Annotated in this window: 16 protein-coding genes; 2 read left to right on the top strand and 14 right to left on the bottom strand. The window is 52.7% G+C overall.

All coding sequences use genetic code 11. The features are described 5' to 3' along the window. Positions 1-76: 76 nt before the first annotated feature. From hisJ to pdxB, 12 genes are all read right to left on the bottom strand, one after another. Positions 77-859 carry a histidine ABC transporter substrate-binding protein HisJ gene (gene hisJ, locus BEB42_RS19260; RefSeq protein WP_000737621.1) on the bottom strand — a complete coding sequence of 261 codons (783 nt, stop codon included), beginning with the start codon at positions 857-859 and terminating at the stop codon, positions 77-79. 219 nt (positions 860-1078) lie between these two features. Beyond that, positions 1079-1861 (bottom strand): lysine/arginine/ornithine ABC transporter substrate-binding protein ArgT, encoded by a 783-nt coding sequence (argT, locus tag BEB42_RS19255; protein ID WP_000748235.1) that lies wholly within the window; start codon positions 1859-1861, stop codon positions 1079-1081. A gap of 265 nt (positions 1862-2126) precedes the next feature. After that, entirely contained in the window at positions 2127-2696 is a 570-nt protein-coding gene (gene ubiX / locus BEB42_RS19250; protein WP_000825694.1) for a flavin prenyltransferase UbiX, read from the bottom strand. Between the two features lie 94 nt (positions 2697-2790). Then, a complete protein-coding gene (purF, locus tag BEB42_RS19245; RefSeq protein WP_000334212.1) occupies positions 2791-4308 on the bottom strand; it encodes an amidophosphoribosyltransferase in 1518 nt (505 codons plus the stop codon). 36 nt (positions 4309-4344) lie between these two features. Continuing rightward, positions 4345-4833 (bottom strand): colicin V production protein, encoded by a 489-nt coding sequence (cvpA, locus tag BEB42_RS19240; RefSeq protein ID WP_000262113.1) that lies wholly within the window; start codon positions 4831-4833, stop codon positions 4345-4347. A gap of 243 nt (positions 4834-5076) precedes the next feature. Next, complete coding sequence (gene dedD / locus BEB42_RS19235; RefSeq protein WP_000146990.1) at positions 5077-5739, bottom strand: cell division protein DedD; 663 nt, start codon at positions 5737-5739, stop codon at positions 5077-5079. Further along, a complete protein-coding gene (gene folC, locus BEB42_RS19230; protein WP_000584600.1) occupies positions 5729-6997 on the bottom strand; it encodes a bifunctional tetrahydrofolate synthase/dihydrofolate synthase in 1269 nt (422 codons plus the stop codon). Before folC ends, dedD begins: the two co-directional genes overlap by 11 nt. 69 nt (positions 6998-7066) lie before the next feature. Continuing rightward, entirely contained in the window at positions 7067-7981 is a 915-nt protein-coding gene (accD, locus tag BEB42_RS19225; RefSeq protein ID WP_000118404.1) for an acetyl-CoA carboxylase, carboxyltransferase subunit beta, read from the bottom strand. A 155-nt stretch (positions 7982-8136) separates the two neighbouring features. Further along, entirely contained in the window at positions 8137-8796 is a 660-nt protein-coding gene (locus BEB42_RS19220) for a DedA family protein (protein WP_000364335.1), read from the bottom strand. A gap of 82 nt (positions 8797-8878) precedes the next feature. Next, on the bottom strand, positions 8879-9691 hold the full coding sequence (truA, locus tag BEB42_RS19215; RefSeq protein ID WP_001283592.1) for a tRNA pseudouridine(38-40) synthase TruA: 813 nt from the start codon (positions 9689-9691) through the stop codon (positions 8879-8881). Beyond that, the gene (locus BEB42_RS19210; protein ID WP_001289165.1) at positions 9691-10704 is read right to left on the bottom strand and encodes an aspartate-semialdehyde dehydrogenase; all 1014 of its coding nucleotides are present in this window, start codon (positions 10702-10704) and stop codon (positions 9691-9693) included. Before BEB42_RS19210 ends, truA begins: the two co-directional genes overlap by 1 nt. Before the next feature lie 65 nt (positions 10705-10769). After that, entirely contained in the window at positions 10770-11906 is a 1137-nt protein-coding gene (pdxB, locus tag BEB42_RS19205; protein WP_105267496.1) for a 4-phosphoerythronate dehydrogenase PdxB, read from the bottom strand. A 98-nt stretch (positions 11907-12004) separates the two neighbouring features. Here pdxB and flk point away from each other — a divergent pair, with 98 nt between their 5' ends. Continuing rightward, positions 12005-13000, top strand: coding sequence for a flagella biosynthesis regulator Flk (gene flk / locus BEB42_RS19200; protein WP_000615830.1), 996 nt, complete (start codon positions 12005-12007; stop codon positions 12998-13000). Here the strand turns inward: flk and BEB42_RS19195 are convergent. Continuing rightward, positions 12997-14175: an arabinose transporter gene (locus BEB42_RS19195; RefSeq protein ID WP_000127791.1), complete on the bottom strand. Its 1179-nt coding sequence runs from the start codon at positions 14173-14175 to the stop codon at positions 12997-12999. The genes flk and BEB42_RS19195 overlap by 4 nt on opposite strands. Positions 14176-14441: 266 nt before the next feature. Next, a complete protein-coding gene (gene fabB, locus BEB42_RS19190; RefSeq protein ID WP_000817187.1) occupies positions 14442-15662 on the bottom strand; it encodes a beta-ketoacyl-ACP synthase I in 1221 nt (406 codons plus the stop codon). Positions 15663-15820: 158 nt separating this feature from the next. On the opposite strand from fabB, the gene mnmC reads away from it, so the two are divergent. Then, positions 15821-17827, top strand: a complete 2007-nt coding sequence (mnmC, locus tag BEB42_RS19185) for a bifunctional tRNA (5-methylaminomethyl-2-thiouridine)(34)-methyltransferase MnmD/FAD-dependent 5-carboxymethylaminomethyl-2-thiouridine(34) oxidoreductase MnmC (RefSeq protein ID WP_074500921.1) — start codon at positions 15821-15823, stop codon at positions 17825-17827. Positions 17828-17829 lie beyond the last annotated feature (2 nt).

The raw sequence follows: 17829 nt of genomic DNA, 5'->3' as shown, positions 1-17829 counted from the left end.
TCGTGTGTGGTGAATTACCGCCTCTTGTCTCCCTCCGGTTACCCGAAGGGAGCGGGCTTTCTTTCACCGATGGCGATTAACCACCATAAACATCAAAATCGAAGTACTTTTTCGCTAATTTCTCGTAAGTACCGTCAGCGCGCATTTCGGCAAAGGCTTTGTTCAGTGCCTCGCGCAATTCGTTATCTTCTTTACGCAGACCCATGCCGGTACCTACGCCAAACAGTTTTTCATCTTTAACAGACGGGCCACCGAATTTGTAATCTTTACCAACGGGTTGTTTGAGGAAACCTTCGCTGGCGGCGACCTCATCCTGGAATGCGGCATCAATACGTCCGGCAGTCAGGTCAGAATAAATGTTGTCCTGCCCCTGATAAGAGACGATTTCAATGCCTTTTGGTGCCCAGTGTTCGTTACCGAACGTCTCCTGGGTGGTGCCCTGCAATACGCCTACGCGCTTGCCTTTCAGCGACTCGACTGTCGGCTGAATGTCGGAATTTTTCGCCACTACCAGACGAGAGTCGGCAGCGTACAGTTTGTCGGTGAAGGCTATTTCTTGCTGACGTTTTTCCGTAATGGAAAGCGATGACATGATGGCGTCAATCTTCTTCGCTTTTAAGGATGGGATTAACGCATCCAGTGGGTTTTCGACAAACGTACATTGCGTATTGATGCGTTTGCACAACTCCTTCGCCAGATCGATGTCGAAGCCAACCAGTTCACCTTGTGAATTTTTTGATTCAAATGGCGCATAGGTCGGATCGGTACCGATGCGGATGTTTTGCGGAATCGCAGCAAACGCCGCCGTTGCGCTGGAGAAGGCCAGAACCAGAGAGAGCGATAGCACCAGTTTTTTCATAATGTCCTCAACTGACAGTCTTTTTATAGGGAATATTTACAGGTTTGTTACACTTATCGTGCCATAAAATTGACCATCAAGGCAAAATATCCCGCCCCGTTAGACGTATTATTTTTCATTAAAAATGCTTAAGTATGCATTTTAATGCACCACGATAGTGCAACAACCTGGCGTGCACCATGATGATCATTCCATCAGGTACAGCTTCCCTGCGACGTATCAGTCACCGTAGACATTAAAGTCGAAATACTTTTTCGCCATCTTGTCGTAGGTACCGTCCTGACGCAGCTCGCCAAGCGCCTTATTAAACGCAGCCGTCAGTTCAGCATCATCTTTACGTAGCCCGACACCGGTGCCGTCACCGAAGTATTTTTTGTCTTTCACTGAAGGGCCTGCAAAAGCGAAATCTTTACCGGCAGGTTGCTTGAGGAAACCTTCGCTGGCAGCAACCTCATCTTGCAGAGCGGCATCCAGGCGTCCTGCAGCCAGATCGGAATAGACCAAATCCTGGTTAGCATAGGCCACCACATCCACGCCTTTGCTACGCCAGTTATCATTGGCATACGCTTCCTGGGTTGATCCCTGCAGCACACCAACATGTTTACCTTTCAGTGAATCCAGCGTTGGCTGAATCGGTGAACCTTTGGCAGCAATCAGACGAGAGTCTGCGGCGTACAGTTTGTCGGAGAAGGCAATCTCCTGCTGACGTTTATCCGTAATGGAGAGCGACGAAATAATGGCGTCGATCTTTTTCGCTTTCAGTGAGGGGATCAGCGCGTCAAAGTCACTGGCAACCCAGGTACATTTCACCTGCATCCGTTTGCACATCTCGTTACCGAGATCGATATCAAAGCCAACAAAGTCACCTTTGGCATCTTTCGATGAGAACGGTGCATAGGTGGTATCCGTTCCGATACGTACCGTCTCCGGCAGCGCCGCGTAGCTGGAAGCTGCTGCAGAAATCCCGACTAACAAAGACAGAGCGAGAATCGACTTCTTCATACATAACCCTCAAGTGAAATGGCTTTTTTTATGTTGTGTATTGTGTTGTGTGTTTGCAGGCTCGTTCATGCAGGTCTTATGCCATCTTGACGACAACAGTAACATTCAACGTTAAATATGTTAACAAGACGTTGCATTATTGTCCTGAAGTTGAAGATAGCAGGTATAGCGGTTGAATCGCAGCGTTTCGATTGAATGGCAGAAACAAAATGTTGAGGATTTGATCGCGGTTGCAAAATTGCCCTGAAACAGGGCAACAATGAGGTTATGCGCCCTGCCAGCGGGCAAAGAGATCTTCAGGAAGCGTTATGGCGAATTGATCGAGTACACGGTTAACCGTCTGATTTATCACATCATCAAGGGATTGTGGGCGATGATAAAATGCCGGAACGGGAGGCATAATTACCGCACCGATTTCTGCCGCCTGAGTCATTAAACGCAGGTGGCCTAAGTGCAACGGTGTTTCACGCACGCAGAGCACCAGCGGGCGACGCTCTTTCAGCACCACATCTGCCGCACGGGTCAGTAAGCCATCCGTATAGCTATGCACAATGCCGGACAGGGTTTTGATTGAACAGGGTAAAATCACCATCCCCAACGTCTGGAAAGAACCAGAAGAGATGGTGGCGGCAATATCGCGCGCATCGTGCGTCACATCAGCTAACGCCTGCACTTCGCGCAGGGAAAAATCCGTTTCAAGAGATAAGGTCTGGCGCGCGGCCTGGCTCATTACCAGATGCGTTTCAACATCTGCGACATCACGCAGAACCTGTAATAAACGCACGCCATAAATCGCACCGCTGGCACCGCTGATGCCCACAATAAGTCGTTTCATAAATAGTTGCCCTGTCAGACTTGCAGGCAGACTTTGCAGGATTTCGGCGGGAGTTGCAAGTCAGGGTGCCAGACCGGCACCCTGAGCGAAGGCATCATCCTTCGTTATGCATTTCGAGATTTTCCACTTCGTTCTGACGTTGCACTGCTTTGGCGTCGTCATTACGTAAAGTATCGAGAAAATCGAGGTAGCCCTGATCAACATCTTTGGTGACGTAGACGCCGTTGAACACCGAGCATTCAAACTGCTGGATATCCGGGTTTTCAGCGCGAACGGCTTCGATCAAATCGTTGAGGTCCTGGAAAATCAACCCGTCAGCACCGATGATCTGGCGAATTTCATCTACTTCGCGACCGTGAGCGATCAGTTCCGTGGCGCTCGGCATATCGATACCGTAAACGTTCGGGAAGCGAATTTCCGGTGCCGCAGAAGCGAGGTAAACTTTCTTCGCTCCGGCTTCACGCGCCATCTCGATAATCTGCTCAGAAGTGGTACCACGCACGATGGAGTCATCGACCAGCAGGACGTTTTTATCGCGGAATTCAGCGCGGTTGGCGTTCAGTTTACGGCGCACGGACTTACGACGCAGCTGCTGGCCAGGCATAATGAAGGTGCGGCCAACATAGCGGTTTTTCACAAAGCCCTGGCGGTACGGTTTGCCCAGAATACGCGCGATTTCCAGCGCGATATCACAAGAGGTTTCCGGAATTGGGATCACCACGTCGATATCCAGATCTTCCCATTCGCGAGCAATTTTCTCGCCCAGCTTGGTGCCCATATTCACACGCGCGCTGTAAACGGAAATTTTGTCGATGAACGAGTCCGGACGGGCAAAGTAAACATACTCGAACAGGCACGGATTGCTGACCGGGTTGTCAGCGCACTGACGGGTAAACAACTGCCCTTCTTCAGTGATGTAAATCGCTTCACCCGGCGCGACGTCACGCAGGAAATCAAAGCCCAGGGTATCGAGCGCAACGCTTTCGGAAGCGACCATATATTCTGTGCGATTGTCGTCGATATCACGTTTCCCCAGTACCAGCGGACGAATACCGTTAGGATCGCGGAAAGCCACCATACCGTGGCCGATAATCATCGCCACACAGGCATACGCACCGCGGATTAAGCGGTTTGTAGCGGCGATGGCGGCGAAGATGTTGTCGGCTTCCAGCGGGTAGTGGCGGAAGTTGTCCAGCTCGCTGGCGAAGATATTAAGCAGAATTTCCGAGTCGGAAGTGGTGTTGATGTGGCGGCGTTTTTCTTCAAACAGTTTTTTACGCAACTCATGAGCGTTGGTCAGATTGCCGTTGTGGGCAAGCGTGATGCCATACGGGGAGTTAACGTAAAACGGCTGCGCTTCAGAGGCGCTGGAGCTACCAGCCGTGGGGTAACGCACATGACCAATGCCCATATTGCCCTGCAAACGCTGCATATGGCGAGCTTCGAAGACATCGCTCACCAGCCCGTTCGCTTTACGCAAACGGAAGCAGTTATTGGCATCAATGGTGATGATGCCGGCGGCATCCTGACCGCGATGCTGAAGCACCGTTAAGGCATCATAAATCGACTGGTTAACCGGCATAACACCGGCGATACCGACAATACCGCACATACGTCTTTTTCCTCGTTAAGCCACATCTCAGAGCACTTACGCTCTGGGCAAGAAACTTGACGAGCTTTGCAGATAATCAAAAAACCATCTGATGATAAAACTGAACTGCGGGATCAGCTGTGATTTGCTCCAGTCTTCGCTTTTCGACACCCCGGTAAAGGAGTCGAGAAAGAAGAGAATGGCAGCAACAATCAACACACCGCGCAACGCACCGAAACAGACGCCCAGCACCCGGTCGGTGCCTGACAACCCCGTTTTCTCCACCAACTGGCCTATCACGAAGTTCACGATAGCACCAACGATCAGGGTAGCGATAAACAGTACCGCGATGGCAATCCCATTTCGAACCAGTTCGTCTTCAAAGCCCGTAAACCAGACTGACAGGTAAGTGTAGTAATGACTGGCAACAAAGAAAGCACAACCCCATGTCACCAGCGATAACGCTTCACGAACAAAGCCGCGGATCAGGCTAACCAGAGAGGAAAAAGCAATCACCGCGATTATGGCGTAATCAATCCAGACCATATGTGTCCCACGATTTTACGCCCTGTCATCCTGTTCGGGGCGCATTCTAACAGAAAAAGAAAACGTTTGCGTAGGGATTTCCTTCCCACGCTTCAATAAAAATGGCGCTGAAAAAATATTCAACGCCATCGACTTTTCATGCCTTTGCGGCATCGGGCAATGCGGGTCGGATGCGGCGTGAACGCCTTATCCGACCTACGGTTCTACTCCTGCACAGACCTCGTCGCATCAGGCAAAACCGTATTAATTCGGTGTATAGCCCATCACCACGCCACTTAAGCCAGAAAGCTGCTTGAGTTCACCCAGCGAACCTTTCAGCTTATCTTTCGAGGCATCTGGCCCAACCAGAATACGGGTAATTTTACCCTGCACCGGCGTGGATGGCGACGTATAAACCCGATAACCCGCGCCGCGCAGCTTACCGACAATCTCATTCACTTTATCGGCATTTTTCAGCGCGCCCAGTTGCACAACATAAGCTTTACCCGTTGGCGCTGCTTTTTCTTCCACGACCGGCTTCGGTTCTGGCTTCGGCGCAGGTGCTGCTTCAACCTTCGGTTTAGGCGGTTCCACCGGTTTCGGCTTCGGTGGAGCGACCGGTGCAGGTTCCGGTTCAAACTCGGTGTTATTGGCTGCAATAGTGGCCGGATCGAGCGACGGTGCTGCGGCATCACCTGCCCGTACCTCTTCCGCTGCGCCTTCCGGCGGCTGCGTCGGCAGCGCCTGGGTGGCGGCTGGCATCATATCAGGCTCATCGCGATCGCCCGCTTTTGGCACCAGCGGGATAGCCGCGAACTCATCCTGATAATGTTTTTTCTGCCCGTCCAGCAACCCTGGAAGTACAATCACCCCCAGCGCCACCAGCACGATCGTACCCACTAACCGATTCTGAAACTTACTTGCCACCGCTTCTCCTCGCGTCAATCACTTCCATGACATGTGCGACCGTGTGGAACGAACCACACACCAGCACGGTATCTTCCGCTTTAGCGTCCGCCATTGCGGCATCCCATGCCTGCGCCACGCTATCAAATGATTTGCCGTTACCCAAATGCTCAAGCAGTTGTTCTGCCGTGGCACCGCGCGGCCCTTCCAGTGGCGCACAATACCAGTCATCAACCACGCTTTTCAACCAGGCCAGAGTTCCGGCAATATCTTTATCATGTAGCATACCGATAACCGCCAGCACGCGCCCGTTTTTCGGTAGCGCTTTCATACGCCCGGTGAGATATTCCGCCGCATGTGGATTATGCGCGACATCAAAAATAACGCGTGGCGACTCGCTCACAATCTGGAAACGTCCCGGCAAAATTGCGCTGGCAATCCCGTCGCGAATGGCATTTTCACTGACCTCCAGCCCGCTGGCACGCAGTGCCGCCAGCGCCGTTGCGGCATTCGGTTGCGGGACAAGCGGCAACGGCAGATTTTCCAGCGTGCCGTGAGCATCGCTAAACGTCCAGTCATTGTCACTGACGGAATAGTTCCACTCAACGCCCCGACGTTGTAACAGTGCACCTTTTTCCTGCGCCACATCAGCAATGGTAGAAGGCATTTCAGGCTCTCCGACAATTGCCGGTTTTTCATTGCGGAAAATCCCTGCTTTCTCACGACCAATGCTTTCGCGATCTGGCCCCAACCAGTCGGTATGATCCAGCGCAATGCTGGTCACCACCGCAACATCAGCATCGACAATATTGGTTGCATCCAGACGTCCGCCCAGCCCTACTTCCAGAATCACCACGTCAAGTTGTGCCTGTTTGAACAGCCACAACGCCGACAACGTACCGTACTCGAAATAGGTCAGGGAAATATCACCGCGTGCCGATTCAATCTCCGCAAAAGAGGCTGTGTGGGCCGATTCCGGCAATTCCTGGCCCTGCACACGTACGCGCTCGGTATAACGCACCAGATGCGGCGAACTGTAGACGCCCACTCTGTACCCTGCCGCCATCAGAATCGACTCCAGCGTACGGCAGGTGGTGCCTTTGCCATTCGTACCCGCAACGGTAAACACAAATGGCGCTGGTTTCAGAACGCCAAGACGTGCCGCGACCTGGCTTACGCGCTCAAGGCCAAGATCGATAGTTTTACTGTGCAGGTTTTCCAGATAAGAAAGCCACGAAGCCAGAGGCGACGCGGCTTGAGGAGTGCGTTTGATAATCATGGTATCCGCTGATTCGTTACGGTGAGAATAGCAAAAGGGCAGAGCCAGTGGCCCTGCCCTTATCAGTTATCAGGCCTCAGGTTCCTGATCCGGTACCGGTGGCACCACTACGCCTTCACGCGGCGCTTCAGGATTCGGCGCTGGCAAATTCATCAACTTCGCCAGAATACTCGCCAGTTTCAGGCGCATTTCCGGACGACGGACGATCATGTCGATCGCACCTTTCTCGATCAGGAATTCACTGCGCTGGAATCCTGGCGGCAGTTTTTCGCGAACGGTCTGTTCGATAACACGCGGACCGGCAAAGCCGATTAACGCTTTCGGTTCAGCAATATTGAGATCGCCCAGCATGGCGAAACTTGCAGAAACACCGCCCATGGTCGGGTCAGTCAGCACGGAGATGTACGGCAAGCCGCGCTCCTGCATTTTTGCCAGTGCCGCAGAGGTTTTCGCCATCTGCATCAGCGACATCAGTGCTTCCTGCATACGTGCGCCACCAGAGGCGGAGAAGCAGATCAGCGGGCAGTTATCTTCCAGCGCCTGCTCAACGGCACGTACGAAACGTGCACCTACCACAGACCCCATGGAACCGCCCATAAAGGCGAACTCGAATGCCGCAGCGACAACCGGCATTCCATACAGGGTGCCTTTCATCACCACCAGCGCATCTTTTTCGCCGGTTTCTTTCTGCGCAGATGCCAGACGGTCTTTATACTTCTTGGAGTCACGAAACTTCAGCACATCTTTCGGCTCAAGCTCGCTACCCAGCTCCACAAGGCTTCCTTCATCTAACAGGCTATGCAGGCGATTACGCGCTGTCATACGCATGTGATGGTCACACTTCGGACAGACCTCAAGATTACGTTCCAGCTCAGCGCGGTATAAAACCTGACCGCAGCTATCACACTTAGTCCACACACCTTCAGGAATGCTCGCCTTGCGGGTGGGAGTAATGTTGCTTTTAATTCGTTCAATCCAGCTCATTAGGGACCTTTCTGTCTGAACCTGGTTCGATGCCAGTTTTATCTTTGGGGACGCATAATGCCATTTTTGCCCCCAACAGACCATGAATGTTGCACATTAAAACATAACAGCCCGAAACTTTGGATAAAAAAGTGGTCGAACCGCGGAGTTACTTTTTATTTTGCGGCGCGTGCCGCAGCGCGTTTGTGACGGATAATTTCGATGACGCCCGGCAAAATGGAAACCACAATAATCCCGACGATCAGCAGCTTAAGGTTATCCTGAACCATCGGAATTGTACCGAAGAAATAGCCTGCGTAGGTAAAAAGCAGTACCCACAACAGTGCGCCGATCACGTTATAGGCAGCGAAATGACGGTACGACATGTGGCCCATTCCCGCAACAAACGGGGCGAACGTTCTGACGATCGGCACAAAACGGGCGAGAATAATGGTTTTGCCGCCATGTTTCTCATAAAACTGATGGGTTTTGTCGAGATAGCTGCGACGGAAAATTTTCGAATTGGGATTACTGAATAACTTTTCACCGAACAACCGTCCTATGGTGTAGTTGACCGCATCACCAACAATCGCGGCAATTAACATCAGTACGACCATCATATGAACATTGAGATCGTTGGTTTCAAGCGAGGCCAGTGCCCCTGCAACAAACAGCAGCGAATCTCCCGGTAAGAACGGCGTTACCACCAGACCGGTTTCACAGAACAAAATTAAGAACAAAATGGCATAAACCCAGACGCCATACTCTGCGACCAGTTCTGCCAGATGCACGTCAATGTGCAGGATAAAATCGATGAGGAAATAAATCAGGTCCATATTAGCCTATGCCTTGTACTCGTCATCTTTCAGGCCGTAACTACGTTGGCTACAGCCTGAAATTTTCCGAGCTTTATTCTCGTTAGTCCGCCAGAAATAGCGGGCCCATTGGCGGTTTTGGAAGATCAAACCGGTCAGGGTAATCCACCGCGACCAGATACAGCCCTTCCGCTTTTGCCGTTGCTGCCGCCAGCGTTCTGTCCTTTGCTGCCAGCAGTTCTGCTATCCAGCTCTCCGGCTGGTTGTTGGCACCGACTTCCATCAGGCTGCCGACAATATTCCTCACCATATGATGTACAAAGGCATTTGCTTTGATATCTACCACCACATAAGGACCGTGACGCGTGACATTAATATGCATAACGTTGCGCCACGGGGTTCGGGACTGGCACTGCACCGCACGGAACGAGGTGAAATCATTCTCGCCCAGCAGGCATTGCGCGGCCCGATGCATCCGTTCAGCGTCCAGCGGTTCGTAAAAATGGGTTACCCCTTTACTCAGCACTGCCGGACGCAGCCGATGATTGTAGATGATGTAGCGATAACGGCGAGCCGTGGCGCTAAATCGGGCATGAAAATCATCAGGTACAGCTTTAACCCAACGCACGGCGATGTCACCAGGTAAATTCGCATTTACGCCCAACGTCCACGCAGCGTCTTTACGCTGCGCGGTAGTTTCGAAATGCACAACCTGCCCTGTACCGTGTACGCCTGCGTCGGTACGCCCGGCACAAAAGACGGTGATCGGTTCGTTCGCCACCTGAGAGAGTGCCTTTTCCAGTTTCTCCTGCACACTGCGTACTTCGTTCTGCCGTTGCCAGCCGTAATACTTACTGCCGTCGTACTCAATGCCCAGCGCAATTTTGTAAACTGGCGGTTGTTGCTGGTCGGACATTAGTACAGATACTCCTGCACCAGTTTCTCGGCGATTTTTACTGCCATCAGCGCGCCGCCAAAGCGAACGTTATCGGCCACTGACCAGAACTGGACTTGCTCCGGCATACCGTAGTCATTGCGTACACAGCCAACGGAAAGATGCGGCGTACCAGAAGCATCCCCCACCTGCGTCGGGAATTCGTTCTCTTCAGAGAGCACAATATCTTCGCCCTGGGCAAACGCATCACGCGCTTCTTCTGCCGCCAGCGGACGCAGTGCTTCAAAGTTGACCATCTGGGCATGACCGTAGAAAACCGGTGCCTGGACGACGCTTGCCGAAATCATCAGCCCTTCGTCTTGCAGGATTTTGCGTACTTCGTCAACGATACGACGTTCTTCACGCACGCTACCTTCGCTATCCGGCAGTAACGGCAGCATATTGAACGCCAGCTGACGACCGAAGAAATCTTCTTCGTCAATCGGAATACCGTTCAGCAGTTTCGCGCTCTGCCCTGCTAACGCATCGACCGCTTTTTTACCCTGGGCGGAGGCAGAAATCAGGCTGGTGACGCTGATACGTGACAAACCGCCCTGATCGATTAACGGTTTCAGTGCCGCCAGCAGCTGGCTGGTCAGACTGTCCGGTACGGCGATGACATTTCGGTTGCGGTAATCGGTCAGTACAAACGGGTTTACTTCCGGCACCACCAGCGGTACGTCAGGTTCGAGAGCAAACAATCCGCTGCTATCGATCACCAGGCAACCTGAGTTGGTCGCTTCTTCAACCCAGGCAGCGGTAGCTTCTTTGCCTGCGACAAAAAACGCCAGTTGCGCCTGCGTCCAGTCGAATTCAGCGGCATCCTGCACGGTGATTGTCTTACCACCAAAGCGCAGTTGTTCGCCTGCGCTTTCGTTACGTGCCAGTGCATAAATTTCCCCAACCGGGAACTGACGTTCAGCCAGCGTTTCAAGCAGGGCTTCGCCCACAGCGCCAGTTGCGCCCAGGACGGCAATGTTCCAGCCTTCAGACATGGTGGTTTACTCCAGAAATAGCAAAGCTCCCTGCCAATATTACAGCAGAGAGCATGAAGAAGAGATTAACGTGCCGGATGATGAACGGCGTTAAAACCCAGTTTACACAGCAATGATGCCGCACTGGCGTCATCACAAATCACATACAGAGATGACCATTCACGGCGCTCAAGATAGTTTTTGCGCAGTTTATCGAACTCACCCGGTATCCCGGCGACTTTACGCAGCGGTGCGTCATCGCGGCGCACATCATACACCAAATGCACCAGCCTTTTCAGCGTCGGTTGATCGAGCGGACCATGCAGTGTAATACGGCCAAACTCTGGCGCGGGTAGCAACGTATCAAGCGCAACGTGTTGCTCACGCCCAATAAACTTGCTATACGCTTCAAATACTTGCGTAGTGCCACGGGCTTTACCTTCGAGGGTGTAACCCGCAATATGCGGCGTGCCGATATCCACTTTTTTCAGCAATTCCACGTTGAGTTCCGGTTCGCCTTCCCAGACATCCAGCACAACGCTTAACTTCTGACCTTCATTCAGACAGGTCAACAGGGCAGTATTATCGACGACTGCGCCACGGCAGGCGTTAATCAAGATCGCTCCCGGCTTCAGGTTACGAATCAGTTTTTCGTCCGCCAGATGCAGCGTTTTGTACGGTCCGTCTTTAAAGAGTGGCGTATGGAATGTCAGGATATCCGCATGCTGGACTAATTCATCCAACGAACGGAAATCGCCCTCATCCCCACGATCGGCACGCGGCGGATCGCAAAGCAAGGTTTTGATCCCCAGCGCTTCCAGTCGCGCCTGTAAACGCCGACCAACGTTACCAACGCCCACGATCCCCACGGTACGCTCATGCAGTGAAAATCCATCGCGTTCAGCAAGCATCAGCAGTGAGGAGAAAACATATTCCACCACCGCAATCGCATTACAGCCAGGTGCTGCGGAAAAACCAATTCCCGCCTGCTTTAACCATGCTTCATCGACATGGTCGGTTCCCGCTGTGGCTGTGCCAACATATTTAATGGGTTTTCCTGCCAGCAAAGATTCATTCACTTTGGTGACCGAACGCACCATCAGCGCATCCGCATCTGCCAGTTGAGCTACTGGGATTGGACGCCCCGGAACCGCAGTCACCTCACCCAAACGGCTAAATAAGTCGCGGGCATAAGGCATATTTTCATCAACAAGGATTCTCACGTTTGTGTTACCTGTATGAGACGAGAGTTAACCGGACAAGTGTGCCATAATCTCGCGGCCAGGCATACTTGCGATGATTTCAGGTATAAGGATACGTAATGATACAACCTATTTCCGGCCCTCCTCCTGGGCAACCACCAGGTCAGGGAGATAACCTGCCGTCTGGCGCGGGCAATCAGCCTTTATCCAGTCAGCAACGTACTTCGCTGGAAAGCTTAATGACGAAAGTGACTTCGCTGACGCAACAGCAAAGAGCAGAACTGTGGGCGGGTATCAGGCATGATATTGGCCTGTCGGGAGATTCGCCGCTGCTTTCGCGTCACTTTCCCGCCGCTGAGCATAATCTGGCGCAACGTTTGCTGACCGCGCAAAAAAGCCATTCTGCCCGCCAGCTTTTAGCCCAATTGGGTGAGTATTTACGCCTGGGGAATAATCGTCAGGCGGTCACGGATTATATTCGTCATAACTTTGGTCAGACGCCACTGAATCAGCTCTCACCGGAGCAATTAAAAACCATTCTCACCCTGTTGCAGGAAGGGAAGATGGTTATCCCGCAACCGCAGCAGCGCGAGGCGACCGACCGTCCGTTATTACCGGCGGAGCACAATACGCTCAAACAGCTGGTTACCAAACTTGCGGCGGCAACGGGAGAACCCAGCAAGCAGATCTGGCAATCGATGCTGGAACTTTCCGGGGTGAAAGATGGTGAGTTAATTCCAGCGAAACTGTTTAACCATCTGGTGACCTGGCTGCAGGCGCGTCAGACGCTAAGCCAGCAAAATACGCCGACGCTGGAATCACTACAGATGGCGCTGAAACAACCTTTAGATGCCAGTGAACTAGCGGCGTTATCGGCATATATCCAGCAAAAATATGGCCTTTCTGCACAATCATCGCTTTCTTCAGCCCAGGCTGAGGATATCCTTAATCAGCTTTATCAACGGCGGGTTAAAGGGATTGATCCGCGTGATATGCAACCGCTGCTTAATCCTTTTCCACCGATGATGGACACGTTGCAAAATATGGCAACGCGTCCCGCGCTGTGGATACTATTAGTCGCGATTATCCTGATGCTGGTCTGGCTGGTTCGTTAACCCCGACGAAACGACAGTATCGTGACAATAATTCCCAGCACCGCAGAGATCGCCCCGGCAAGAAATACCGATGAGTAACCAAACGTGGTCGCCAGCATTCCCGCCAGCGGCCCGGAGACGCCGAGGGCGATATCCTGAAACGCGGCGTATCCGCCCAGTGCGGTGCCACGAACTTGTGACGGTACACGTTTAACCACCTCCACGCCCAGCGCTGGAAAGATAAGCGAACATCCAGCTCCGGTTAAGGCCGCGCCCGCTAATGCGACCCACGCACCTGGCGCCTGCCAGAGCAGCAACAAGCCCACTGTTTCTACAAGCAGAGAAACAATCGCCACTTTCACGCCGCCAAAACGGTCCGGCATCCAGCCAAACATTACGCGCATCACGACAAATGCCCCGCCAAACGCGGTAAGAGTAAAGCCCGCCATCGCCCATCCTTTGCTGGCAAAGTAGAGCGAAACGAAAGTTCCGATAACCGCAAAACCAACACCTTGTAGCGCCAGACCTAACCCTGGTTTCCAGATAAGCCCGACAACGCTCCACAGCGATGGACGTTCTCCCGCCAGGGCCGGTACTTTGCGCACTGTGCCGTTACAGGCCCACGCCAGTATGGGTAATGCCATTGTGGTGAGCGCCAGGGCAGCAAAACCGTAATGGCTATGAATCAACAGGCCAAGCGGCGCACCAACAGCGAGGGCACCGTAAATCGCCATTCCGTTCCATGACATCACTTTGCCGGAATGTTTTGGTCCAACGATGCCCAATCCCCAGGTCAGAGCGCCCGTCAGTAACTGGCTTTCACCAAAGCCAAGAATCAAACGTCCGACGACCAACAGAGTAAATTTGAACGGTGCGGAGACGGGCAAAATCGCCGCCAACAGCAGTGCGCCCCCTGCCAGACCACAAGCTAACATCCCCTGAAGCGCCGAACGTTTTGCACCATATTGATCGGCCAGTCGTCCGGCATAGCCACGCGTCAGTACCGTAGCCAAAAACTGAATGCCGACGGCAATCCCGACCATGGTGTTGCCATAGCCCAGCTCATGATGAACAAACAGCGGGATAACCGGCAATGGTAACCCTACGGTCATGTAGGTGAGAAAAACCGCAAAAGCGATGCGGAAAAGCGAAAAATTGGCAGAAGATCGTGTTTCGGTTTGGCTTACAGCAGTCATGCATTACTCCAGAATGCAGCGCGAGGCGAGGAATTTCCCCGTCTCATCTCTCTGGTTTCAGGGTTACGGTACGCGTTGGCAGGATTTAACGCGTACGTCTTTTCAGAAGGAAATCGACAAAGCGGGAAGTTTGCCTGGAACAGGCGGCGATTGTCAATGATGTGAAAAAGGGAACCATCGGGTTCCCTTTTTCTTTAGTGCCGGAAGCGGCACTGGCGCGTATCGTCGGATGCGACGCTGACGCGTCTTATCCGACCTACTCCGAATTAATCTTTCAGCTTACGCATTACCAGCGTGGCGTTGGTGCCACCGAAGCCGAAGCTGTTAGACATAACGGTAGTCAGTTCGCGATCGGTCGTTTCGGTCACAATGTTCAGACCCGCAGCCTGCTCGTCCAGCTCTTCAATGTTGATGCTCGGTGCGATAAAGCCGTGTTCCAGCATCAGCAGAGAGTAGATAGCTTCCTGCACACCCGCAGCGCCCAGAGAGTGACCGGTCATTGCTTTGGTTGCAGAAATCGCCGGGCTCTTATCACCGAATACTTCACGGATAGCCGCCAGCTCTTTCACGTCGCCAACCGGAGTTGAAGTACCGTGAGAGTTCAGGTAGTCGATTGGCGTATCAACACCGTGCATCGCCATCTGCATGCAGCGAACTGCGCCTTCGCCAGACGGAGCAACCATGTCTGCACCATCAGACGTTGCGCCGTAACCAACGATTTCAGCATAGATGTGAGCCCCACGCGCCAGCGCGTGTTCCAGCTCTTCAACCACCACCATACCGCCGCCGCCAGCGATAACGAAACCGTCACGGTGAGCGTCGTAAGTACGGGAGGCTTTTTCTGGGGTGTCGTTGTATTTAGTAGACAGCGCGCCCATCGCGTCGAATTCGCAAGCCATTTCCCAGCACAGCTCTTCGCCGCCGCCAGCAAACACGATGTCCTGTTTGCCCAGTTGGATCTGCTCTACTGCGTTACCGATACAGTGTGCGGAAGTCGCACACGCGGAGCTGATGGAGTAGTTAACGCCGTGAATTTTAAACGGCGTGGCGAGGCAGGCAGAAACGCCAGATGCCATCGCTTTGGTGACCACATACGGGCCAACCGCTTTCAGGCCGCGCGGGCTACGCATAGCGTCAGCACCGAACACCTGGAAACGCGGGGAACCGCCGCCAGAACCTGCAATCAGGCCAACGCGCGGGTTATTCTGATAAGCTTCCGGGGAGAGGCCAGCATCTGCAATTGCCTGCTCCATAGAAAGGAATGCATAAATGGATGCGTCGCTCATAAAGCGCACAACTTTGCGGTCAATGAGGCCAGTGGTATCCAGTTTTACGTTGCCCCAGACGTGGCTACGCATGCCGGAATCCTTCAGCTCCTGAGAGAAAGTGATCCCTGAACGTCCTTCACGCAGAGATGCCAGGACTTCCTGCTGGTTATTACCGATGCTGGAAACAATGCCCAGGCCAGTAATCACTGCACGTTTCATTCAATACCTCTGTAAGTCGCACATAGAGTAAGTTTCGAATGCACAATAGCGTACACTTGTACGCCGAACAAGTCCGATCAGCCAATTAATAGAGAAATTTGCGCAGCCTGACACACATCGCTAAGATCGAGCCACCGCCTGTAAGACGAGTAACTTACGTGAAACACTACGCCATACAACCTGCCAACCTCGAATTTAATGCTGAGGGTACACCTGTTTCCCGAGATTTTGACGATGTCTATTTTTCCAACGATAACGGACTGGAAGAGACACGCTATGTTTTTCTTGGGGGTAACCAATTAGAGGCACGCTTTCCTGAACATCCGCATCCTCTGTTTGTGGTAGCAGAGAGCGGCTTCGGCACCGGATTAAACTTCCTGACGCTATGGCAGGCATTTGATCAGTTTCGCGAAGCTCATCCGCAAGCGCAATTACAACGCTTACATTTCATTAGTTTTGAGAAATTTCCCCTCACTCGTGCGGATTTAGCCTTAGCGCATCAACACTGGCCAGAACTGGCACCGTGGGCAGAAAAACTTCAGGCGCAGTGGCCTTTGCCCTTGCCCGGTTGCCATCGTTTATTGCTCGATGAAGGCCGCGTGACGCTGGATTTATGGTTTGGCGATATTAACGAACTGACCAGCCAACTGGACGATTCGCTAAATCAAAAAGTAGATGCCTGGTTTCTGGACGGCTTTGCGCCAGCGAAAAACCCGGATATGTGGACGCAAAATCTGTTTAACGCCATGGCAAGGCTGGCGCGTCCGGGCGGTACGCTAGCGACATTTACGTCTGCCGGTTTTGTCCGCCGGGGTTTGCAGGAAGCCGGATTCACCATGCAAAAGCGCAAAGGGTTTGGGCGTAAACGGGAGATGCTTTGTGGGGTAATGGAACAGACATTACCCCTCCCCTGTTCCACGCCGTGGTTTAACCGTACGGGTAGCAACAAACGGGAAGCGGCGATTATTGGCGGTGGTATCGCCAGCGCATTGTTGTCGCTGGCGCTATTACGTCGTGGATGGCAGGTTACGCTTTATTGTGGGGATGAGGCCCCCGCGCTCGGTGCTTCCGGCAATCGCCAGGGGGCGCTGTATCCGCTCTTAAGTAAACATGATGAAGCACTAAACCGGTTTTTCTCCAATGCGTTTACTTTTGCTCGTCGGCTTTACGATTTATTGCCCGTTAAATTTGATCATGACTGGTGCGGCGTCACGCAGTTAGGCTGGGATGAGAAAAGTCAGCACAAAATCGCACAAATGCTGTCGATGGATTTACCCGCAGAACTGGCTGTGGCCGTTGATGCTAAGGCGGTTGAACAAATTACGGGCGTTGCGACAAATTGCAGCGGTATTACTTATCCGCAAGGTGGTTGGCTGTGTCCGGCAGAGCTGACCCGTAATGTGCTGGAACTGGCGCAACAGCAGGGTTTGCAGATTTGTTATCAACATCAGTTAAAGGATTTATCCCGTAAGGATGACTGTTGGTTATTGAATTTTGCGGGTGATCAGCAAGCGACGCATAGCGTGGTGGTACTGGCGAACGGGTATCAAATCAGCGGTTTCAGCCAAACGTCGTCTCTGCCGATGTATTCCGTTGCCGGTCAGGTCAGCCATATTCCAACAACGCCGGAACTGGTGAAGCTGAAGCAGGTGCTGTGCTATGACGGTTATCTCACGCCACAAAATCCGGCGAATCAGCACCATTGTATTGGTGCCAGTTATCATCGCGGCAGCGAAGATACGGCGTACAGTGATGAAGATCAGCAGCAGAATCGCCAGCGGTTGATTGATTGTTTCCCACAGGCGCAGTGGGCAAAAGAGGTTGATGTCAGTGATAAAGACGCTCGCTGCGGTGTGCGTTGTGCCACTCGTGATCATCTGCCAATGGTAGGCAATGTCCCTGATTATGAGGCAACGCTCGCAGAATATGCCTCTCTGGCGGAACAGAAAGACAACGCGGTCAGCGCGCCGGTTTATGACGATCTTTTTATGCTTGCGGCTTTAGGTTCGCGTGGTTTGTGTTCTGCCCCGCTGTGTGCCGAGATTCTGGCAGCGCAGATGAGCGACGAACCGATTCCGATGGATAGCAATACGCTGGCGGCGTTAAATCCAAATCGGTTATGGGTGCGGAAGTTGTTGAAGGGTAAAGCGATTAAGGCGGGGTAATC

The organism is Escherichia sp. MOD1-EC5990, from assembly GCF_002965285.1.
In the GTDB taxonomy this organism is placed as follows: domain Bacteria; phylum Pseudomonadota; class Gammaproteobacteria; order Enterobacterales; family Enterobacteriaceae; genus Escherichia; species Escherichia coli_F.
The sequence above is the reverse complement of the archived record's forward strand: the minus strand, read 5'-3'. Positions and strand labels throughout refer to the sequence as shown.